The following is a 24,067-nucleotide window of genomic DNA, read 5'->3' on the forward strand; positions in this document are numbered from 1 at the left end:
GTGTAGAATACAGTTAAATAATTACTACCTTTAATCCGCTAAACATCGACTAATATGAAATTATCGCGAATTCTCTATCTGTTACTTTTTGTAACACTTGTATTTTCTTGTAAGAAAAAAGATGATCAATCTATAGCTGAGGCAAATGCTTCAGAATTAAACAAATATCAAGAATATATCTCAGATGTATCTTCAGGGGTAATTTCGGTTTTGGATAATGTGTATGTCGTATTACAAACACCAGTAGAAGGTTGGGATGATAATCAAGAACTACCAAAAGATATACTTACTGTATCACCAAAAGTAAAAGGTAAAATTATTGCCGTAAATAATCGAACTATTTCTTTTCAACCAGAAGAAGGGTTTGACGAGGACACAGCTTACACTTTTACGCTAGATCTAGAAGAATTAGTTAAAGATTTTGAGGACGATCTAGATGAAGAATTTGTTTTTACAGTGAAAACATTAAAACAACAGTTTTCTATAATTACCGATAATCTTCAGTCGTATAGTAAAGATTGGCAATATATAGATGGAACAATAACATCTAGTGATCAAATGAAATTTGATGTAGCAAAACAACTTATTACTGCATCGCAAAAAGGAAAAAAAGTAGCTGTAAAATTTAGTGAGTCAATCGATAAAAGCCGTCAGTTTAGTTTTAGAATAGATAGTATTCAACGTTTTGAAGAAGATTCAGAAGTTACTATTAAATGGTCTGGTAAATCTTTCGATATAGACACAGAAGGAGAAGACGTATTATCCATTCCAGGGAAGAATAATTTTTCTATAATTAGTGTTTCGGTTGCTAATGTAGATAACCAATATGTCGAAATCAATTTTTCTGATCCACTTAAGAAGAATCAAAACTTTAATGGTCTGGTTACTATTTCTGGAGCCAAAAATTTAAAATATACTGTACAGGGCAATGTCCTTAAAGTATATCCAAAACAAGAACTTAAAGGAACATTAGAGGTGACTGTTTTTGAAGGGATTAAAAGTACAGATAACTATAAATTAAAGAATACGTATACCGAAAAAGTATCTTTTCAACAACCAAATCCAGAGATTCGCTTACTGCAAAGCGGAGTGATTTTACCTACTTCGGATAATCTGAAATTTAATTTTGAAGCGATCAACCTTCGTGCTGTCGAAGTACAGGTAGTTAAAGTCTTTGAAAATAACGTCCTTCAGTTTTTACAAAACAATAACCTTAACGGTTCTGGTGATTTAAGAAGTGTAGCAAGACCAATTGCCAAAAAACTAATTAATCTTCAGGAAAATCCATCTTTAAATCTTAGCAAATGGAATGCTTTTGCAATTGATTTAAAAAAGCTGATTACACCAGATCCCGGAGCAATCTATAGAGTAGAACTAAATTATCGTAAAGCCTATTCGCTGTACAAATGTGACGGAGCAGCTGCAGATGATACTCCGATTAATGAATTGACAGATAATTATGACGAAGAAGAGGAATCTAGTTTTTGGGATAGCTCTCAATACTATTATGATGATTATTACGACTACAATTGGGAAGAAAGAGAGAACCCATGTAGCACTTCTTACTTTAGAGATAAAAAGATCAGTGCAAACGTATTAGCTTCTAATCTGGGAGTAGTCGTTAAAAAAGGACTTAATAATGCATATATGGTTACGGTTAATGATATTATTACCACCAGCCCTGTATCAAATGTAAAAGTAACTTTTTACAATTATCAGCAGCAAGAGATGGGAGTGGCGACTACCGATGCAGAAGGAATAACTGGTTTTGATGCAGATCGCCCGGCATATTTTGCTATTGCCCAATCCGGAAAACAGCAAACCTATGTGAAATTAAATGATGGAAACGCATTATCGGTAAGCAAATTTGATGTTTCTGGAGTGAGATTACAAAAAGGAATCAAAGGATATATTTACGGAGAACGTGGTGTTTGGCGTCCTGGAGACACCTTATTTTTATCTTTTATGCTTAATGATAATGCAAATAAATTACCCAAAGGACACCCGGTAAAATTTGAATTACGTGATCCATATGGTAAAGTGACTTACCAGGAAACAAAGACTAACGGTACCAACAATTTCTACAAATTTATTGTACATACTTCTGATGAAGCGCCTACTGGTAATTGGCAAGCCAAAGTTAATGTTGGGGGAGCTAATTTTAGCAAAACACTTAAAATTGAAACCATAAAACCTAATCGTCTTAAAATCAAAACGACTTTTGATGATGAAGTTTTGGGAGTTAATAAGAACATACAAGGTAATCTCGAAGTATTATGGTTACACGGTGCAATAGCAAAAAACCTGAAAACAGATATCAATGTTCGATTCAATCCAAAAACAACCCGTTTTAAAACCTTCCCGGGATATGTTTTTGATGATCCAACCCGTAGGTTTGGAACCGAGGAACAAGAAGTATTTCAAGGGCAAATTTCTAACGAAGGAAAAGCGAGTTTTAGCCTTAGACCAAAACTAGAAAATAAAGCTGCAGGAATGCTAAAAGCGTCTTTTATTACGAAAGTATATGAAAACGGAGGAGATTTTAGTACCGATGTGATTAGTAAAGAATTTTCTCCATATAGTACCTATATTGGAGTAAATGTTCCTAAAGGTGACAAAGCACGAGGGATGTTGTTAACCGATACAAAACATAATTTTGAAGTGGTTTCTGTAGATGACAAAGGAAACCCTAAATCGGTCAAAGACCTTGAAGTCTTTATCTATAAAGTCGATTGGAGATGGTGGTGGGATACATCAGAAGATAATCTGTCTTCTTATAATAGAGGATCATATCATAACGAAGTATTTAAGACCAAAGTAACAACTGGTAGTAATGGTAAAGCAAACTTCAATTTTGAATTAAAATACCCAGAGTGGGGAAGATATCTGGTAAGAGTAGTAGATCCAAATGGAGGACATGCTACCGGAAAAATAATGTATATCGATTGGCCAGGTTGGGCTGGGAAATCACGTAAAAATGATCCTTCGGCGGCAACAATGTTGTTATTCTCTACAGATAAAAACACCTATAATGTTGGAGAGAAAGCTATTGTAACCTTTCCGTCTAGTGAAGGAGGAAGAGCATTAGTAACAGTAGAAAATGGTACCGAGGTACTATCTTCACAATGGGTAACTCCGCAAAAAGGAGAAACTAAGTTCGAATTACCCATCGAAGAATTATACACTCCCAATGTGTATATTCATATTACATTATTACAACCACATGCAGATACAGCAAACGATTTACCAATACGTTTGTACGGGATCGTTCCAATTTCTGTTGAAGACCCAAATACCAAGGTGCAACCTAAGTTAACAATGCCAGATGTATTGCGACCAGAAGAAACAATCACACTGAAAGTTGGAGAAAATAATGGTAAATCTATGACCTATTCTATTGCTATTGTAGATGAAGGTTTATTGGATTTAACACGATTTAAAACACCAAATCCCTGGAATAGTTTTTACGCACGTGAAGCACTTGGAGTAAAGACCTGGGATGTATATGATGATGTAATTGGAGCCTATGGCGGAAGCATTAATCAGGTATTTAGTATTGGTGGTGATGCAGAAGCAGGGGGTAGTAAATCAAAAAAAGCGAACAGATTTAAACCTATGGTTGTTTTTAAAGGGCCATTTGAACTTAAAAAAGGAGAGACACGTGCTCATAAAATTAAAATTCCAAAATATGTAGGATCTGTACGTACCATGATAGTGGCTTCAGATGCAGAAAAGGCAGCTTATGGTAGTGTAGACAAGACTACACCAGTACGTAAACCACTAATGGTTCTAACTTCAATTCCTCGTAAAATTACTCCGGGAGAAAAAGTAACCATACCGGTTACCGTTTTTGCGATGGAAAATAAAGTGAAAAATGTAACTGTTACCTTAAAGCCTAATAAAGGATTTACAGTGATTGGTGAGGCACAACAAAAACTATCGTTCCCTCAACCCGATGAGAAAATGGCCTATTTTGATATCGAAGTGTTAGAAGGAGCTTCTCTTACAGATATCGAAGTAGTGGCCAGTGGTGGTGGAGAAAAAGCATCATACAAGGTTCCAATCAATATAGTGAACCCAAATCCAATGACAACAGAAGTTACTTCGATTGTTCTAGAACCTAATAGTGAACAGGAAGTAGACTTTGCAGCATTTGGAATTGATGGAAGTAACAGTGCAACGATTGAATTTTCATCATTACCACCAATGAATTTCGAAAGTAGATTAAGCTACCTGATTCGTTATCCACATGGTTGTGTTGAACAAACAACTTCGGCGGCATTCCCACAATTGTATCTCGGCGAAGTCTTCAATTTATCATCTGATAAAAAGCAGAAAATACAGAAAAATATAGAAGCCGCAATGTATAGACTAAAACGTTTTATACAACCTAATGGCGGGATGTCATATTGGCCGGGATATAGTAACCCAAATGATTGGGGGACTACCTATGCTGGTCATTTCTTGCTTGAAGCAAACAAACAAGGGTATGTATTACCAATAGGTTTTAAAAGTAGCTGGATTAATTATCAACAGCAACAGGCTAAACGATGGAGAAGCGGCAATAATGACTTGGCGCAAGCCTATCGATTATATACATTAGCACTCGCCGGTAGTCCTGATCTATCCTCGATGAACAGATTAAGAGAGACTTCGGGATTATCTAATGACGCCAAATTGAGATTAGCAGCAGCTTATGGGTTAATTACTCAAATAAAAGCAGCAAATCAATTGCTTAATTCGGCAAATATTGATTTTCAGCCAAGAAATAATAATCATTACACCTATGGATCTACAAGTCGAAATCGGGCAATGGCACTAGAAACACTTGTAGCTTTAGACCAAAAAGCGAAAGCGCAGAAAGTAGCAGTAGATTTAGCAAAAGAATTATCTTCCAAAAACTGGATGAGTACACAAACTACATCCTACGCATTAATGGCAATGGCAAAATATGCAGCCTATGTAGGCGGTAAAGGAGTAAACATAAACTATATTCTTAACGGAAAATCAACAAATGCCAATACAGATAAAACATTGGCTACTTCTGGTGAAATATCTATTTTAAAAAACAATAAACTAGTGCTTAAAAACAATAAGGATAACACCATTTTTGTGCAAATTGCAACAAGTGGAATTCTACCTGTTGGTAAGGAAAAAGTAATTCAAAGTAAGTTTAAGGCAATTGTAGATTATAAGACCAGGGATGGTAATATAATCAATCCGATTCTATTAACCCAAGGAACAGATTTTGTGGCAGAAGTAACGATTACTAATACTACAGGTTCTAAAGTAAAAGATGTTGCATTGACCGAAATTTTCCCTTCAGGGTGGGAAGTAGTCAATACACGATTTACAGATTTTGGATCGTTTAAAGCTAATGCTGTTACTCATACCGATATACGTGATGATAGAGTGAATTTCTATTTTGATCTAAAACCAAACGAAAGTAAAACAATGACCATTTTATTAAATGCTTCTTATTTGGGTAAATACTATCTTCCTGGTATTCAATGTGAGGCCATGTATGATAATGATTATTTAGTAAGAAGTAAAGGAAAATGGGTTGATGTGGTGAAGTAGATTAAAAAGTTTGGCCAAAAATAATCTCTTTAATCCGAATTATAATAGTACTAATATTATGAAAAAACACCTGCTTAAATACATAGCTCTCTTTGTCATAGGATTGTATTCTTCTCAAGTCATTGCATGTGATTGCGATTGCAAGGGAGATTGCTCATTTTCCTCAGTTTCGACAGGAGGGTTTGTTGCTCTGGTAAAAGTAATTGAGTATTCTGAATTTTTGGAGTTTGAAGATGATGGAAAATTGAAGAAAATGCCTTTGGCGATGAAAGTAGAAGTTATTAAAAAATATAAAGGTGAAGATACCCGTAAAACCATACAAATTTGGGGAGATAACGGAATGCTATGTCGGCCATATACCGATTATTTTAAAATTGGAAACCATTATTTAATTGCCCCAAACAAAATCTGGAAGGATTCTGAAAATGGAAAAGTAAATGATTATGATTTCTTTGCATGTGAGACTGGTTTTTTGGATGTTGATCTTAAAAAAAAGATGGTCCATGGAGCATATTCCAAAAGCATAAATAAAATTTCATTAGATAAAATAGAAACCACTTTAAGTAAGTAAAAATTGTTCCCGCAATAGTTGATAAAATAATGATTTTAGAGCAAGCAATTTTATATATAAAACCTGGAGAATCAGAAGCTTTTGAGAAAGCTTTTAAAGAAGCTCAAAAAATCATTTCTACTATGAAAGGATATATTAGGCATGATGTATTGAAATGTATAGAAGAAAATGATAAATATATATTGTTGGTAGAGTGGAAAACGATTGAGGATCATGAAACAGGTTTCAGAACATCTGAAGAGTACCAACAATGGAAAAAATTATTACATCATTTTTATGACCCTTTTCCTGTAGTGCAACATTATGAATCTATATTGTCCTGATATAGCAAAGCGGTTATTTTAACTTAACCATAAAGCAACATATTGTTTTTTTTATTACCATTGTCGAAAAGTCGAAAATATATGAATACTAAGTTTTATAAGCTCTTATTAGGTCTTTTTGGTTTGATAAGTATTTATTCCTGTAAGCAACAATCGATTTCTGTAAATAAGATCTCAGCAATTCAACAAAAAATTGATTCCACAATAGTTGCAGATAAAGCTATAGATTCATTTATTGCACCTTTCCGAGATCATTTAAATAAAACTTTGGATGCTACACTGTGTATTGCTGAGGTAGATTTTACTAAACACGATGAAAAATTAGAAAGCAAATTAGGTAACCTTATAGCAGATATTTCTTTACACCAGGTAGAACCGATTTTTAAAAAGAGATATAATAAAGAAATTGATTTTGTATTATTAAATCATGGGGGTCTACGGGCACCAATTCTTAAAGGGCCGGTTACTGCTAGAACAGCCTTTGAAGTGATGCCTTTTGAAAATGAATTGGTAGTAACAGAATTATCTTATGAAAAAGTACGGGAGTTAGTTTCTTATTTGACCGAAAAACAACGAGCACACCCTGTTTCTAATTTACAACTCAGTATTGTAAAACAATCAAAAGAAGTACAAAAATTAATTATTAATGGTGAATCAATACAAAAAGATAAAACCTATTTAGTACTTACTACAGATTATTTGCAACAAGGAGGAGATAGTATGAATTTCTTTAAAGACCCTATACAATTATATAAAACAGATTATAAATTCAGAAATGCACTAATCGATTATTTTAAATCAATAGACACCTTAAAAGTACAACTCGATAAAAGAATGAGATATGCAGAATAGGAGAAGATTTATACAGCAAATAGCATCGGCAACAGCTTTAGCTAGTTTAGGAGGGGGAAGCTTAGTATCCTGTGTTAAACCAACATCAAAAAAGATAACAGTACTACATACCAACGATGTACATAGCCAGATTGACCCTCTACCAAATAATCATTATAAATACCCGGGATTAGGAGGATTTGCCAGAAGAGCATCGATTATAGAAAAAGTACGAAAAGAAAATCCCAATACTATTTTATTAGATGCAGGGGATATCTTTCAAGGTACTCCATATTTTAATTATTATGGTGGGGAAATTGAATTTAAACTAATGTCAAAACTAAACTATGATCTTGCTACCATTGGAAATCATGATTTTGATAATGGAATAAATGGATTATTGAACCAATTGCCTAATGCAACTTTTGATTTTGTATCTGCCAACTATGATTTTAAAAATACGGTGCTAGATGGTTTAGTAAAACCATATAAAATATTAATTAGAGATGGGATTAAAATCGGAGTCTTTGGATTAGGAGTCGAACTGGAAGGTTTAGTGAATAAAAGTTTATATAAAGAAACCCAATATCTCGACCCTATCGAAATTGCTCAAGATATCACCAGAATATTAAAAGAAGAGCAGCATTGCGACCTTGTGATTTGCCTTTCTCATATTGGATATGAGTATAAAAATGCTCAAGATGTAGTTTCTGACCTTCATCTAGCCAAAAAGACAAAAGATATCGACCTGATTATAGGCGGTCATACACATACATTATTACCGAAACCAGTAATTGTAGATAATGTAATAGGAGAAAAAGTACTCATTAACCAATGTGGTAAAAGCGGAGTGTATATGGGGCAAATTGATTTTTATTTTGACACCAACAGGAATAAAACAGCAGAAGGAAGATCAATAGAGGTTTAAAATACTTTTTTGAATAATATATATTCATCCATCATACACATTGAACTCATCTTGACTTTTTGTTTTTAACCGAAAATGAAGTGAAATTTGACCAGATGAGATGCTTTTTGAAAGTCATAGCAGGGCCTACGGCTAAAAAAAGTAACGAAATATGGGTGAAATTCAACCATTTTTTAGGAAATAGAAAAAGTCAAGATGAGTTCATTGCTTAAAAACATAAAAAACTATATAAACACCCATCCAAAACGCTTCTTAATTCTTGGAGTAGCGTTGATTGTATATTATTTTTTATTACCAAGACCATTATTTGATGATCCCACTGCAACAGTAATTGAGACCAGAAACGGTGAATTATTAGGTGCCAAAATTGCATCTGATGGGCAATGGCGTTTTCCTCAGACCGATAGTGTACCCAAAAAATTTGAACGATGTATCATTGCATTTGAAGATCAGCAATTTTATAGACATTTTGGATTTAACCCTGTTGCGATGGGAGAAGCAATTATCGAAAATAGTAGTGCAGGTAAAGTGGTTAGAGGAGGAAGTACAATTACTCAACAGGTTATTCGTTTGGCACGAAAAGGTAAAAAACGCACCTATTTTGAAAAACTAAAAGAATTAATACTGGCCACACGACTGGAGTTTGGAGCTTCTAAAGAAGAGATTTTGAAACTATACGCATCTCATGCTCCTTTTGGTGGTAACGTGGTGGGAATCGATATGGCAGCCTGGCGTTATTTTGGATTACCCGCGCATCAATTATCCTGGGCAGAGACCGCAACACTTGCGGTATTACCAAATGCCCCTTCTTTAATCTACCCTGGAAAAAATCAAATTAAATTATTAAAGAAAAGAAACCGATTGCTTCTTACGCTTTTAGAAGAAGAAACCATTGATTCATTAACATATCAACTATCAATAAGCGAAACACTACCTAAGAAGCCATACTTTTTACCGCAAACAACTCCGCATTTATTAGAAAGATTAGCAAAAAAACATGAAGGCAAGAGAGTACAAACTACAATCGATCCAATACTACAAAAACAGGTTAATCGAGTGGTTAAAAGACACTATGAGGTATTAAAACAAAATGAAGTACATAATATGGCAGTTTTGATTTTGGATGTTGATACCAGAGAAGTACTAAGTTATGTGGGGAATTCACCAACAGATAAAGCGCATCAAAAGGATGTAGATATTATCAAGGCAGGCCGCAGTACGGGAAGTACATTAAAACCATTATTATATGCTGCAATGATGGATAAAGGCGAATTGTTACCAGAACAATTGGTTTCTGATATTCCTACAGTAATTTCGGGGTATAATCCCAAGAATTTTGATGAAAGCTATAGTGGTGCTGTTGCAGCAAATCGAGCTTTGGCACGTTCTTTAAATATACCAGCAGTTCGATTATTACAAAAATATGGTTTACAGAGATTTAGAGATGAAATGAATACATTTCAAATTAGAGATTTGAGATATGGGGCTGACCATTATGGATTGTCATTGATTGTTGGAGGAGCAGAAGGAAACCTTTGGGATCTTAGTAAAACATATGCAGGTTTTGCGGGTACGTTAAATCACTATCAAAGTACCTCTAGTGAATATTTTACCAAAGAATTTACCGAACCAATCGTTTTGGCTGAAAGGGAAGTAGATTTTGGTAAAAGAACACAACAAAAACCAGTATATGGTGCCGGGAGCATTTGGTTAACCTTTGAGGCTATGAAAAAAGTAAACCGACCAGAAGGTGATGAAGCCTGGGAATTCTATGATTCTTCTAGAGAGATTGCCTGGAAAACAGGAACCAGCTTTGGTAATAGGGATGCCTGGGCAATTGGTGCTAGCCAAAAGTATGTGGTAGGAATTTGGATTGGCAATGCCGATGGAGAAGGACGACCAGAACTCACAGGATTAAATTCGGCTGCACCTGTTTTATTTGATGTATATAATCTATTGCCAAAATCTAAGTGGTTCCCTGCTCCTTATGATGATCTAATTACTGTTACGGTCTGTACTAAAAGTGGTTTTTTGGCGGGTAGTAATTGTCCAACCAAACTAATAGATGTTCCCGTTTCGGAAACCAGAACCAAACCTTGTCCATACCATCAATTAGTACACTTGGATAGGACAAGGCAATACAGAGTAAATTCTTCTTGTGAACCTGTTGGTAATATGATTCATGAATCTTGGTTTGTTCTACCACCGTTACAAGAGTATTTTTTTAAAACAGCTAATTCTGATTATCGATCCTTACCACCATATCGACCCGATTGTATAAAAGAATCTCAGGAACGAATGGATTTTATTTTTCCAAAACCTAATAGTAGTGTATATTTACCTAAAGGATTTGATGGTAAAACTAATGAGGTAATTCTTAAAATTGCACATACAAATCCCGAAACCCGTGTATTTTGGTATATAGATCATCAATTTGTTGGCACAACTAAGCAGTTTCATGAAATGCCTGTAGCCCCTAAACCAGGAATACATATTATTACCGTTTTAGACGAAAAAGGAAATGAATTAAAACGGAAAATAGAAATCAAAGATTGATTTTGATTTAATCCCGTAATTACTCTGTTTTTTCCACGTAAGCAATCTAAAACAAGTTGTTAACAAAATTGTAAAACATTGCAATTTTGTGTTAAAACAACTTATTTGTTAAATTTTGAACAATTCTCTTGTTATCTTAGAATCAACATTTTACAAACTAGCTAGCGTTAATTATTAACGTATAACTCAAACTTAACTCTTAAAACCAATGAAAAATGCAATTTTATTGCTTGTCATATTGTTATGTTCAAGCATTACCGCCTATTCCCAAATAGGCCAAGGAGGAGAACCTTTGTTCTCTAATGAACGTGTTTCAAAATCAAGTCAAATTCCTAATGTCACATTACCTAAACTAGATATTGCTAAACTACTAAAGGAAGATGCATTAGAATCAAGTAAAGACGTACCAATGCGTTTTGCGTATGCTCATAAAACGAATCTTAATCCGAAAAATTCTGGAAAATGGTATACCAATTCGAAAGGTGACCGATATTGGTTGATTGAGATTGAATCGAAAGGAGCATTGTCACTTAATCTTACTTTTTCGAATTTCAAAATTCCTGAAGGAGGTAAATTATTTGTCTATAACAGAGACAAATCTGATGTTCGTGGCGCATTTACTTCTGCTAATAATAAAAACTCAAAACGATTGGGTTTAGCTCCTGTAAAAGGAGACAAAATCATAGTAGAATATTTTCAACCGGCTCAGGTAAAACAACAACCAGATCTAAACATTTCTGCAGTTGCCCATGATTATAGAGGAATAATGAGCATGGCAAAAAACTTTGGAGATTCTGGATCTTGTAATAACAATGTAGTTTGTGCAGAAGGAGATCCATGGAGAGATCAAATCAGATCAGTAGCATTAGCAATTTTAGGAAATGGAACCAGATGGTGCTCTGGATCTTTAATGAATAATACTGCAAATAATGGAACACCATATTTTTTGACAGCAAATCACTGTACATCTGGTCGTGACGTGACCAACTGGGTATTTGTTTTTAACTATGAATCTCCTGGGTGTAGCAATAACTCTGACGGGTCAACTAGTCAGTCTATTTCTGGTTCTCAAATGATGGATAGCGGCTCAGGTTCAGATTATGCATTATTAAAACTTTCTTCTACACCACCTTCTGCATATAATGTATATTATTCGGGATGGGATGCCACGGGAAGTATTCCTACTCAAACTACAGGTATTCATCACCCTGCTGGTGATGTGAAAAAGATATCATTTGATAGTGATCCATCTTCAATCACATCGTATTATGGAGGATCAGGATCAGGAACTACCCACTGGAGAGTAAGTGATTGGGATGATGGAACCACAGAAGGAGGATCTTCTGGATCTCCTCTCTATGATCAAAATAAAAGGGTTGTAGGTCAATTGCATGGTGGAGACGCTGCTTGTGGTAATAACTCACCAGATTGGTATGGTCGCCTCTCGGTGACATATCCAAATATTTGCCAATGGCTGGCTCCTGGATGTACTACCAAAATAGTGGACGGATATAACCCTGGCAGTGGCGGAGATACACAGGCACCTTCTGCTCCTGCGGGATTAAGTGCTTCTAATGTTGCAGCAACTTCTGTATCACTTTCATGGAATGCCTCTACCGATAATGTTGGGGTGACTGGATATGATGTGTATCAAGGGAATTCAATTGCCACATCGGTAACCGGTACTTCTGCAAATATTACGGGATTGACTGCTAATACAGCATATCAATTTAGAGTAAAGGCCAAAGATGCAGCAGGAAATATTTCTGGATTTAGTAATACAGTTAATGTAACTACTACAGGCGGTGGTGGAGTTACTTATTGTTCTGCAAATGGAAATAATGCTTCTGAAGAATATATTAGTAGAGTGCAACTAGGATCTATTGATAAAACTTCTACCGCAGGAAGTGGAGGATATAGCGATTTTACATCAGAATCTACAAATCTATCAAAAGGAAGCTCAAATACGATTACGGTAACACCTACCTGGGCAGGTACAACATATAGTGAAGCATATAGAGTCTGGATAGATTATAATCAAGATGGTGATTTTACAGATGCCGGAGAACAAGTCTGGACACAATCTGCAACTCAAAACGCAACCGTAAGCGGAAGCTTTACAGTACCTTCGTCTGCTACCAACGGAACGACTAGAATGCGGGTTACTATGAGATATAATACATCTCCTTCTCCTTGCGGATCATTTAATTATGGAGAGGTCGAAGATTATACTGTTGTGATTGGTGGATCAGTAGTTGCTAAACAAAATAATAATGTAACACTTTATCCTAATCCGGCTAGAGATATACTAAATATATCTTTCAAGACGCAATCAAAAGAAATCTCATATTCGGTAATAGATATTTTAGGAAAAACAATTATCTCGGTATCAGGTAAAAATCAATCTACCATAGATGTTGGACATTTGAAACAGGGAATTTACTTTCTGAAATTTACCGACGGAAACAATCAATATACTAAACGCTTTGTGAAGCGATAAAGTCAAACTAGCTAGCTTAGTATGTAAAATATGAAAAAGAGAGTGGGATTCCTGAGTTTTATCAGGAACTCACTCTTTTTTATTTACTTACCTCAAAGGAAATCCTTTTGCTGCCCACCAAGGATGTATTTCGATAGTTAGACGGCCGGATTTTACCATAGGATCCATGTTAGCCAAGCTATCTGCCATTTTTTGTGTTGGTGTATTGTAAATTGTGATTCCACGAATATCACCATCATCTCCAAAAGGTCCCGAAATATCGGCGTATCCTTCTTTATACATTCTACCAAGATGTCCAAGATGTAATTTTTGTAAACTATCTGCTTCTTCCTTATTTTGAGAACGATTGGGGCCTTTTTTTAAGAAAGCAATAAAATACTGTTGCATAATCACGGTATCTCCGGTTTCTTCATCTATATAATCAAAGATCTTAAAGCCATTTTTTTGCAACTTTTCCTTGATTGATTTTACTGAAGGTTCAATTTCTTCGGTAACCTCTTTTGTAGTCTCCGATTGTGGAATGCTTTCTTCTTTAGGTTGTTGTTTACAAGAGAAAAGGAATAGTAATGCAAAAAATATGAGTAGTTTTTTCATCTTAATGAAGCTTTTAGTCATTTCTGGTGTTAAAATAATGAATTTTACTCGAATTGGATGGTGTTTCAATTTAGTAACCAAAACATAATCAGATAGTGATTTTAAATGTAGTCCCCTTACCTAGAGTACTTTCTACATGAACCTTAGCATTGTTCATGTCTAAAAAATCTTTGGTGATCAATAAACCTATACCTGTACTACTTTCTCCTCCTGTACCTTCTTTTTTATGAGTCTTATTGTATTCAAAAAGCCTATTTAATTCATCAGGGTTCATACCGATTCCTGTATCTTCGATTTCAATAAGGTGTTTGGTTTTGGATTGATGTAGTCGTACTTGAATTTCTCCCTCTTTTTGAGTGTATTTTATAGCATTAGAGATGATATTTCTTAAGCTGGCCAAAATCATATTCTTATCTGCATGAATATAGGTGTCATTGGTAAAATAATGTGTAGAAAACTTTAGGCTTTTTAGGTTTATAATAGGCTGAAAATATTCAGTAATATTTTCAAATAACTCGATAATACTGAATAGAGATTTTTCTGGTTTTAACGCTAATAAATCATTTTTAGACCAACTAATAAGGTTTTCTAAGGTAAAATGAATAGAGGTGGTATTTTGCTCAATAGATTTTATAATTTCTTTTAATTGAGTTTTGTCATAGCTTTCAAAGTCTTCTAAGACTAGTTTCAGAAGTACATCCATAGTTCCTATTCCTCCTCTTACATCATGGGATATTAGAGACAGGAATTTTGACTTCATGATATTAAGTTGTGTTAGTTGAGTATTTCTTTTAGAGAAAGAATAAAAAAGTAATACAAGTAAAGAGGTGAATACTACTCCAGCTATTAGAATGATTAAAGGATAAGATGTTCTTTCGTTTTTTATATATGTAATTGTAGGATCGGCGACTAACACCCATTTTTTCCCCCATAAGATTGGTAAATCAAATTGATGTGTGAAATTTATCTGGGCATCGACTTGTTTAGATTGATAGGTAAATAAGGTATCTTTAGAAATTCCGTCTTTTTGATTTAGTAACGACATCCGAATTTCTTTAGATATATTGGTGTTATTAGCAGCTTCAAAGATTTTCGAAAATTTGAAAACCCCAAGTACAAATCCTTTAAGGTTTTTTGGGTCGTAGTTTTTTTGAGATTCATTATCAATAAAAATAGGCAGAAAAGCTAAGCATCCTTCTGGATTTGTTTTTTCTTGCACTAATTTCACATTTCCGCTAATAAGGGGTTTACCCAATAATTGTGAGGATTTAAGAGTGTTATACCGCTCTTTTTCTGAACCTAAGTCATATCCAAAAGCATTTTTGTTTTTTGCGAAAGGATCAACATAATAGACAGGAAAATATTCTTTTCTGATTTTTGCATTTACCAATTGATTAAAACTGTCTTTTTCTGAAAAGCTAAAATCAGAAAATTCTTGTTGATGCTTTTTCTCATAAAAGGACCTCATTTCATGTTTTACCCAGGGAACCCATTCTAAAGCCAAAAAACTACTATTTCTTTTACGTATAGATTGAGATTCTGTAATAAACATTTGATAACTAGGGATCTCGTTTGATTTGAATAATGTGGCTAGTGTGTGTAAGGAGACTAGGTTTAACTCAAATTCTCTGTGCAGAGATGCTGCAAATTGATCAACTTCATTCTTGAATTTGATTTCAATTTTTTTTTGCTCGAGGATATAATAGGATCTTGCCAGAAGTATTGAGAGTGATAATCCTATAGCCCAAATAACAGGAATACAATATTTAGAATCAATAAGGGATTTTAAATAATACCGTTTTCTTTTCATAATTTTTAGAAGCTCAATAGATCTTTTATATTAATGGGGTTGTAGTAGTAAAAAGAAGAACTCTTCAGATGTTTTGAAAAGGGATATAAGCTTCAGAATTCTTAATAGGGGTAACTTTCTTAATAGGGATAATTTAAAGATAGTAATTATTATGTTGATTATGATGAATAGAAGATGTAAATTTTATTTTTTTATTATTGATTTACAGTTGTTTATGTTGTGTTATTGTAGTAACTTTAATACAAACATTATATCCCTATTATTCTGATGTTTTACCTTACCCTGAGACCGGTTTTTTAATAGTAAAAACAAATAACTACAATGATAGTTGTATTAGGCTACCTCATTAATAAATTTAAATGTCAAAATTTCATATAATGCTGTAATGACAATACGATGAAAACAAGTTCTGTATATATAAAAAAAAATGTACTTAATAATGATCTTATCACAATAGTAAATGATAATGGATATTTTGTTGAGTCAAACCCTCAGTGGTCTGTTTTATTAGGATATAGTAAAAAGGAATTGTTAAGTATTCCTTATTTAACTTTGGTGCACTATGAAGATAGGAGTAAGGCCAAACAAGCAATCGAGAACCAACTACAAACTCCTAACTCTAAACCATTCATAGTTAGACTTATTAGTAAAATGGGAGATATAATATGGTTAGAATCTATTATAACCAAGATAGGATATGAAGAAGGCTTTTTACTAATTGCAAAAGATATAACTCAAAAAAAAACAGAAAAATCTTCAATAGAAGCAGATTTAATTGCTCTAAAACTTAAAAATAGACAATTAGAAGATCTATTTAATTTAAGCCAGGATTTAATAACCATTTCAAATCCTGAAGGGTATTTTACCAAATTAAACCCGCAATGGAGTAAAACTATGGGATATACCGAAACAGAATTAATGGATAAACCTTACTTAACATTTGTGCATCCAGATGATCAACAAAATACTGTTGCAGAAGCAGCAAAACAATTTGATGGGACTACCATATTTAACTTTAGGAATAGATACCTTACTAAAGCAGGAGAAATTGTTTGGTTAGATTGGAACGCCACCGCATTAGATCATACCGGAGAAGTATTTGGAATTGCCAGAAATATTACAAAAGCCATTAGACAAGAACAAAAAATAGAAGCGACATTACAGGAATTGATAGCAAAAAATAAGCAATTAGAGGACTATGCCTATATTACCTCTCATAATTTAAGATCACCAGTGGCTAATATTTTTATGCTTACCAAATTTTTGGAAGAAAGTACGCTTACCGAAGAGCAAATGAATTATACAGATATGATCAAAAACTCTGCAGAGGTACTTAATAAAACAATGAAAGATTTGATAAACGTTGTGCAGATTAATGAATCTACAGATATGACTATTCAAAATATTTCTCTTCAAGAAACATGTATAGAAGTAAAAAGGCAATTAAGTGCAAAAATCATGGAGACTCAGGCAAAAATCATTACTGATTTTAAAGTTGAAGAAATTTCCTATTCGATTGCTTATTTAAGAAGTATATTTCTTAATCTTATTTCAAACTCACTAAAATACTGCTCTTCCAAAAGAAACCCTGTCATTCATATTTCTTCTGAAAAAGTGAATAATAGAATTCAACTAATATTTAAAGATAATGGATTGGGAATTGACTTAGATAAATATAGAGATAAAGTGTTTGGGTTTAGAAAAACGTTTCATAAAAATGCTGGCGCCAAAGGATTAGGGCTTTTCATAATTAAAAATCAAATCGAAGCCTTAAAAGGGACAATAGCTATTGATAGCGAACTTGATAAAGGAACTAAATTTACTATAAATATTGTGTTATGATTAAGGAGAACCATATTTTATGTCTAATAGATGATGATAACATTCACCAGTTTATCATAAAAAAAATCGTACATAAGCTTAGCCCTAATCAAAAACTACTTGTATTCTCTAATGGAGAAGAAGGTATTAATTTCATAAGATCAACAATTGGGAAAATAGAGAAGTTACCAGATTTAATTTTACTAGACATAAATATGCCTGTTATGGATGGTTGGGGATTTCTGGAAGAATTCGTTACAATCACTCCAGAAATTAAAAAAGATATTATTATTTACATCTTATCATCGTCAGACAATCCAACAGATACAGAAAAAGCTAAAGAATTTGAATTGGTTTCTGGATATCTTATTAAACCTATTAATGAAGATCAATTAGAGTCACTATTAGAAAGTGTCTGACTTATACATTAAGTCTCTATTGTCATCAAACTCATATCTATGCTAGATAACCCCATCAAGTATATTTGTATTTGATGGGAGTTATTTTTATCATGCATACTATCTAGTGGTATATACTAATCCAAATGAAAAAACAGATTCTTTATTATAATTTCTACCATCTAGAGTAGTACTGTAACCAGCAGAAATACCTAAAGCGTTTTTGTAAACGGGAACATAAAAATCGAAAGAAAGATTAGTGAAATCTACTTCGGTTTCTGGTAAGATAGCGGGTCCTCCTGCATTACCAAATTCTGGGGTGCCAATATCATATCCCGACATAGAGTTTTGTATGTCGAGTTTAGCATGTACATAAAGAAATTTATTATAGTACCCTATTTTGGCACTGTACAACATAGCATTAGGAATATCAAAATCATTACTGTTACGTATACTATATCCTAATTGTAGTTCACTAAATATTTTAAACGGAGTGGTATATTGAAATATAGCTGAACCATTAACAGTGGTAGCTTCATTACCTAGAGAAAGTACGCCTCCTCCTTTATAATTCCCTACAGGAAATGTTACTCCAGAAGCACCTCCTAGGGTTATCTGGGAAGAGTTGTCAAATTTTTTCTCCAAAACTCTGGCTTTTAGAAAAATCCCTAAATCCTGAATACCATCTACCTGTGCTACATTTTGAACGGGATCAAGTGCTCCATCTTCACTTTCGACACTAATATATGGTAGAGTAACGGTTGTAGATAACCAGTTTGTGATGGCATATTGGCTATAAAAAGAAATAATAGATGAAGAAATTTCTCCTAAACCAGCAGGGTTTCCTTCAGATAATGTAGACCCTCTATAGAACTGATCATAACTCTTGTATCCATAACTGGGGGCTAAGGTAAAAGAATTCTTTTTAGGGTAAAATCCGTTTACAGGAACTTGTCCTATCACATTTAAAAATGGGAAAATACATAATGTGATCCCTATTAGGGATCTTTTAGATTTGTGCAACATAACTGTAATTTTGGTTAATAAATTAGTTGGCTTAGCCGTGCTTATTCAGTTCACCTTACCAATATTACATGTTACTCTTTTGTTAAGATTTATTAAAGCAATGTTAATAGAAGTCAAAAACTTATTGATCTTACTTTTTTACCATAATAAGTGTGGTTTTTACTTGATTGAGAAAGAATATTAAGATGTATACTTGTTTAACAAAATGAGAATCAATTTATAATACTTTTATTTTTATATATTGATAACAATGTTCTTTAAATCCTTCATTTTCGGCATGTTGTAATGACATTATCTTCATGCAAAACTCATCTTTGTTGATCCAAAAAATACTATTCTCTTCTTGTGAATGGAACCATCCTTGAAAATTAACCATCAATCTCAATATATACTTGTTTTTTTCTATATCAAATAACTGTAGATCTGTCGGTTCTATAGTTTGTCCATCTATAGAAGCGGTGATCATTTTTTTCCAATTTGGCGAAATAATTGGTTTTTCGGCAAGAGTATCTTTTCTGGCCGTAGCCTTATTAATTAATAAATGTTCACTATATCCTATATAATCTCCTCGAATCACATAGACGTTTAAACTATCTATAGCTCCTAAATAATGATAAGACGCATAACCCATATCTTTTTCTCGTATATCTAGCAATGTAATAACGCCCTGATCAGTAGGCAAATCTATTTTCCCATTGTTTTTTTTAATCTCTAACGTATCTTCTTTTATTGTTATGAAGTTGTTTTGTCTTTGTTTTAACTCTTCATAAGTTTTTTTTGAGATTAACTCTAAAATAAGATATTTATCTATATCACTATCCTTATTATATGAACGAGTAGAGTTTAAATCAGTATTAGATAATCGATATGGCATTGGGTTTTCTCTGGTTAAGAATCCATCAAAAACATAGCCTTTTATACTGGTGGTTTCTTTTGAATCTATTAATACCCATTTACCATCAATTGTTTTTGTGCCTTCTTTAACCTGAAAAGTTTGATGAGTCTCTTCAATAATTTCAACAGGAGTCCCGTAATCCAAAGTACTTATCTTTTCGGCATTAATATCAGGCTGTTTTCGTACACTAAGCCCGTTAATAGCTGTTATATAATGAAATATAGTATTGTCAATTTTTTCTGAAGATGCTTCTATGTTGTTTTGACGATCATTTTTATGCTCATCCCGTTTATCTTTTGTACTACTACTATCTTTACAGTTCAAGAAAGACATAACAATAAGTAGTAACATGATCAGATTTAAAAGCTTCCTCATTCTATTAGTTTTTAAAATATTTTAAAGTAAAAAATGATTTACCAGGTTTTGTATGGCTTTTTACTTAATTGAGAATTATAATATCTTCTATCACCTGTAACTTCTTTTCCTAACCAATCTGGTTTTAGGAATGTTTCATTTTCATTGTCTAATTCAATTTCGGCTATGATGAGATCTTTGTTTTCTCCAAAGAATTCATCGACTTCGTAAATGTGATTTCCCAGAGGGATTTCATATCGTATTTTTTCTATAATTCCTTTTTCACATAAAAGCATTAATTGCTCTGCATCTGATACATCGATTTCTTTTTCCCATTCAAATCGTGAAGTCCCCGAAGTATTACCAATTCCTTTTACGGTGATAAAGGCATATTCTCCTCTGATTCGTATACGAACTGTTCGTACTGGATCGGTATTTAGAAATCCCTGTATGATGCGAGTACTTTTTTGTGCTTCATTTTTAAATGTTTGAGAGGTAACCAGGAATTTACGTTCGATTTCAATCATGATTAATTATTCGATTATTTCAGACGATGTAGAAATGTTTTATAATCAGAGATAAAGATATTATAATTTGAATGATCAATATCTATTATTTTTGTAAAGTGGAAGAGTTGGGTACATATAGAAAAATCATACATGTCGATATGGATGCATTCTATGCTTCGGTAGAACAATTGGATAATCCCGAACTTAGAGGAAAGCCGTTAGCCGTTGGCGGCGGTGGAAAACGAGGAGTGGTTAGTGCAGCCAGTTATGAAGCCCGAGTATTTGGTGTGCGATCTGCTATGCCTGGTTTTAAAGCAAGAAAACTTTGTCCTGATCTGATTTTTGTTCGACCTCGATTTGATCGGTATCAAGAAATTTCTTCTCGAATCAGGAAAATATTTTTTGAGTATACAGATTTGGTAGAGCCTTTATCACTGGATGAGGCTTATCTGGATGTTACCGAGAATAAAAAAGGCAATCCCAGTGCAACACTTATTGCTCAGGAAATTAGAAAACAGATTTTTGATGAGATAGGATTAACTGCTTCTGCAGGAATATCGATTAATAAATTTATTGCCAAAGTAGCAAGTGACTATAATAAACCTAACGGACAAAAAACAGTAAACCCCGAAGAAGTAATTGAGTTTCTGGAAGGTCTGGATGTTAAAAAATTCTATGGAGTAGGTAAAGTCACCCAGGCTAAAATGTATCAAATGGGGATTTATACCGGTAAAGATTTAAAATTAAAATCAGAAGAGTTTCTTACTCAGCATTTTGGTAAATCAGGAGGGCACTACTACCGTATTGTACGAGGAATTCATTTAAGCGAGGTAAAACCCAACCGTGAGCGTAAATCCCTGGCAGCAGAACGTACTTTTAGCGAAAATATAGCTTCAGAAATCTATATGCTCGAGCGATTAGAAAGTATTGCAGAAGAGCTTCAAAAACGTCTTAAACGAAGCAAAGTTGCCGGTAGAACGGTGACTCTAAAAATAAGATATAGTGATTTTACGCTACAGACCCGTAGTAAAACATTGCCTTATTTTGTAAGTGATACCAATATCTTATTAGAAACCGCAAAAGAGTTGTTGTATCAGGATAAGATGAAGGATTCTGTTCGATTATTAGGGATTTCACTATCTAATCTCAATACAGGTAAGGAGAAGAAAAAAGAAAAGGAAAAAGAAGAAGTAGAGATTATTCAGTTACGATTTGATTTTTAAAACTATATTGAGAATAACTTTTTTAGCATAAAAATCACTATTCTCGGTAGTCCTACTAAACTTACCGAAGTACAATTCTTCTTTTAGTCGAATCACTCGAATGGATATAATTTTAGATCAAATCTCGCACAAAATATCTGCGGCTCGTTTTAACGTTTCTTCGGTTTTAGCAAAGCAAAACCGTAGTACTTTATCGTCTTTTTGATTTAAGTTAAAAACGGATACCGGGATAGATGCAATTTTATATTCTTTGGTTAACCTTTCAGCGAAAGCTACATCATTTTCATCAGTAATAGCAGAATAATCTAATACCTGAAAATAAGTTCCTGATGCAGGAATAAACTTAAAACGAGAATCGGTAATCATAGATAGGAAAAAATCCCGTTTTTGCTGATAAAAATCCGGAAGGGAAAGATAATGCTCCGGAACTTTTAAATATTCGGCCAAGGCATATTGCATAGGATGACTACTAGAAAAAACATTAAATTGATGCACTTTTCTAAATTCTGTCATTAATTCTTTTGGAGCCAGGCAATACCCCATTTTCCAACCGGTAGTATGAAATGTCTTTCCGAAAGAAGCAGTAATAAAAGCACGTTCGGCTAGTCCGGGAAATAATGCAGCACTTTGATGTTTCTGATCATCAAAAATGATGTGCTCATAAACTTCATCACTCAATAAAATGATATCTGTGTTCTTAATTAGTTTTTCTAACTGAAGCATATCTTCTTTTGATAAAATACTACCACTGGGATTATGAGGTGTGTTAATAATGATCATTTTGGTTTTGGAAGTGATTTTAGAAGCCACTTCTTGCCAATCAACGCTAAAATTAGGAGCAGTTAATTGAACTGGAACGATTGTTCCTCCATATAATTTGATTGATGGTTCATACGAATCATAGGCAGGTTTAAATATAATTACCTCATCCCCAGGATGTATAAAAGCCGAAATAATAGTAAAAATTGCCTGTGTAGCACCAGAGGTTATCGTAATATCGGTTTCGGGATGATAATGACTGCCGTATAGCGCGTTGGTTTTTTTAGTTATAACTTCTCTTAAAGAAAGCGATCCAGGCATTGGCGCATATTGATTATACCCGTTTTGCATGGCCCGAGTTACCAAATTAATTAGTTCTGGACTTGCTTCAAAATTAGGAAAACCCTGAGACAGATTTAACGCTTCATGTTTATGAGCTAATTGACTCATTACTGTGAATATGGTAGTTGAAACCTCTGGAAGTTTGGAATTGATATTTTGCATAAGGTAAAATTAGCATAATTGTAAAAAAAAGCGTTGTTTTTTGTTTAAAGTTAATACTGTATTTCAAACGTTTTAGTGCTTAGCGATAAACAAAGCCTCTTTCTTTTTTATATTCATTATAAATAGCGAAATAAACCCAAGGTAAAGCTTGGCTAAAAAAGCATTGAACCCTATTTTTGCTTCACAACTAATTAAACATTTTAAATAATGGGTGGATTGATAAAATCTTCAATAGCTAGAAAAGTTGCGATGGCACTTTCAGGACTTTTCTTAGTTTTTTTCTTATTACAACACTTTACTATCAATTTTACTTCAATTTTCAGCGCTGATACGTTCAATGAGATATCTCATTTTATGGGTACAAATCCGTTAGTTCAATTTGTATTGCAACCTGTTTTAATTTTTGGAGTAGTGTTTCATTTTGTGATGGGGTTTGTATTAGAAATCAAAAACAAAAATGCCAGAGCGGTTAAGTATGCAAAATATAATGGAGGAGCTAACGCTTCTTGGATGTCTAGAAATATGATTTATTCTGGATTAGTGATTCTTGCATTTTTAGGATTACATTTCTATGATTTTTGGGTTCCGGAAATAGTACATAAATATGTAGAGTTTGCTCCAGAGGATCCTACACGATATTATCATGAATTGACTGAAAAGTTTGAAAGCCATATTCGTACGATATTATATGTGCTTTCTTTTGTGTTTTTGGCATTGCATTTATGGCATGGGTTTGCGTCTTCGTTTCAATCCGTAGGATTTAATAATAAATACTCGGTAGCAGCAACTAAATTTGCTAAGGTGTTTGCAATTGTAATTCCTTTAGGTTTTATAATTATTGCATTAACACTTCATCTTAATTATGTGCTAAATCATTAAAAACAC

General features: G+C 33.6%; 17 protein-coding genes. 11 read left to right on the forward strand and 6 right to left on the reverse strand.

Going from position 1 to position 24,067, the window contains the following annotated elements; translation table 11 throughout:
- The first annotated feature begins 54 nt into the window (after positions 1-54).
- The 7 genes from DK441_RS13580 (at position 55) to DK441_RS13610 (ending at position 13,289) form a co-directional block, all read left to right on the forward strand.
- On the forward strand, positions 55-5,580 hold the full coding sequence (locus tag DK441_RS13580) for an alpha-2-macroglobulin (RefSeq protein WP_109851207.1): 5,526 nt from the start codon (positions 55-57) through the stop codon (positions 5,578-5,580).
- A gap of 58 nt (positions 5,581-5,638) precedes the next feature.
- Entirely contained in the window at positions 5,639-6,151 is a 513-nt protein-coding gene (locus DK441_RS13585) for a hypothetical protein (RefSeq protein ID WP_109851208.1), read from the forward strand.
- A 29-nt stretch (positions 6,152-6,180) separates the two neighbouring features.
- A complete protein-coding gene (locus DK441_RS13590) occupies positions 6,181-6,474 on the forward strand; it encodes an antibiotic biosynthesis monooxygenase (protein ID WP_109851209.1) in 294 nt (97 codons plus the stop codon).
- Between the two features lie 81 nt (positions 6,475-6,555).
- Complete coding sequence (locus DK441_RS13595; protein WP_109851210.1) at positions 6,556-7,326, forward strand: 5'-nucleotidase C-terminal domain-containing protein; 771 nt, start codon at positions 6,556-6,558, stop codon at positions 7,324-7,326.
- On the forward strand, positions 7,316-8,233 hold the full coding sequence (locus DK441_RS13600; RefSeq protein ID WP_109851211.1) for a bifunctional UDP-sugar hydrolase/5'-nucleotidase: 918 nt from the start codon (positions 7,316-7,318) through the stop codon (positions 8,231-8,233). Before DK441_RS13595 ends, DK441_RS13600 begins: the two co-directional genes overlap by 11 nt.
- A 195-nt stretch (positions 8,234-8,428) precedes the next feature.
- Positions 8,429-10,789: a penicillin-binding protein 1C gene (gene pbpC / locus DK441_RS13605; RefSeq protein ID WP_109851212.1), complete on the forward strand. Its 2,361-nt coding sequence runs from the start codon at positions 8,429-8,431 to the stop codon at positions 10,787-10,789.
- A gap of 208 nt (positions 10,790-10,997) precedes the next feature.
- On the forward strand, positions 10,998-13,289 hold the full coding sequence (locus tag DK441_RS13610) for a GEVED domain-containing protein (RefSeq protein WP_109851213.1): 2,292 nt from the start codon (positions 10,998-11,000) through the stop codon (positions 13,287-13,289).
- Positions 13,290-13,376: 87 nt separating this feature from the next.
- Here DK441_RS13610 and DK441_RS13615 read toward each other — a convergent pair whose 3' ends face one another.
- Both DK441_RS13615 and DK441_RS13620 read right to left on the reverse strand, forming a co-directional pair.
- The gene (locus DK441_RS13615) at positions 13,377-13,883 is read right to left on the reverse strand and encodes a YciI family protein (RefSeq protein ID WP_109851214.1); all 507 of its coding nucleotides are present in this window, start codon (positions 13,881-13,883) and stop codon (positions 13,377-13,379) included.
- 88 nt (positions 13,884-13,971) lie between these two features.
- Complete coding sequence (locus DK441_RS13620; RefSeq protein ID WP_109851215.1) at positions 13,972-15,693, reverse strand: CHASE domain-containing protein; 1,722 nt, start codon at positions 15,691-15,693, stop codon at positions 13,972-13,974.
- 396 nt (positions 15,694-16,089) lie between these two features.
- Here DK441_RS13620 and DK441_RS13625 point away from each other — a divergent pair, with 396 nt between their 5' ends.
- Together DK441_RS13625 and DK441_RS13630 are read left to right on the forward strand one after the other, a co-directional pair.
- Positions 16,090-17,535: a PAS domain S-box protein gene (locus DK441_RS13625; RefSeq protein ID WP_109851216.1), complete on the forward strand. Its 1,446-nt coding sequence runs from the start codon at positions 16,090-16,092 to the stop codon at positions 17,533-17,535.
- A complete protein-coding gene (locus DK441_RS13630; protein WP_074405541.1) occupies positions 17,532-17,933 on the forward strand; it encodes a response regulator in 402 nt (133 codons plus the stop codon). Before DK441_RS13625 ends, DK441_RS13630 begins: the two co-directional genes overlap by 4 nt.
- Before the next feature lie 99 nt (positions 17,934-18,032).
- Here the strand turns inward: DK441_RS13630 and DK441_RS13635 are convergent, their stop codons facing one another.
- From DK441_RS13635 to DK441_RS13645, 3 genes are all read right to left on the reverse strand, one after another.
- Positions 18,033-18,938 carry a hypothetical protein gene (locus DK441_RS13635; protein ID WP_109851217.1) on the reverse strand — a complete coding sequence of 302 codons (906 nt, stop codon included), beginning with the start codon at positions 18,936-18,938 and terminating at the stop codon, positions 18,033-18,035.
- Positions 18,939-19,155: 217 nt separating this feature from the next.
- The gene (locus DK441_RS13640) at positions 19,156-20,208 is read right to left on the reverse strand and encodes an SH3 domain-containing protein (RefSeq protein ID WP_109851218.1); all 1,053 of its coding nucleotides are present in this window, start codon (positions 20,206-20,208) and stop codon (positions 19,156-19,158) included.
- 38 nt (positions 20,209-20,246) lie between these two features.
- Positions 20,247-20,714 carry a CYTH domain-containing protein gene (locus DK441_RS13645; protein WP_109851219.1) on the reverse strand — a complete coding sequence of 156 codons (468 nt, stop codon included), beginning with the start codon at positions 20,712-20,714 and terminating at the stop codon, positions 20,247-20,249.
- A 71-nt stretch (positions 20,715-20,785) separates the two neighbouring features.
- On the opposite strand from DK441_RS13645, the gene dinB reads away from it, so the two are divergent.
- The gene (dinB, locus tag DK441_RS13650) at positions 20,786-21,919 is read left to right on the forward strand and encodes a DNA polymerase IV (RefSeq protein WP_109851220.1); all 1,134 of its coding nucleotides are present in this window, start codon (positions 20,786-20,788) and stop codon (positions 21,917-21,919) included.
- A gap of 117 nt (positions 21,920-22,036) precedes the next feature.
- Here dinB and DK441_RS13655 read toward each other — a convergent pair whose 3' ends face one another.
- On the reverse strand, positions 22,037-23,182 hold the full coding sequence (locus DK441_RS13655) for a methionine aminotransferase (protein ID WP_109851221.1): 1,146 nt from the start codon (positions 23,180-23,182) through the stop codon (positions 22,037-22,039).
- Positions 23,183-23,389: 207 nt separating this feature from the next.
- Between DK441_RS13655 and DK441_RS13660 the strand changes: the two genes are divergently transcribed.
- Positions 23,390-24,061, forward strand: a complete 672-nt coding sequence (locus DK441_RS13660) for a succinate dehydrogenase cytochrome b subunit (protein WP_109851222.1) — start codon at positions 23,390-23,392, stop codon at positions 24,059-24,061.
- Positions 24,062-24,067: the final 6 nt, after the last annotated feature.

The sequence above is a fragment of the Aquimarina sp. AU58 genome (assembly GCF_900312745.1).
GTDB classification, from domain to species: Bacteria; Bacteroidota; Bacteroidia; order Flavobacteriales; family Flavobacteriaceae; genus Aquimarina; species Aquimarina spinulae.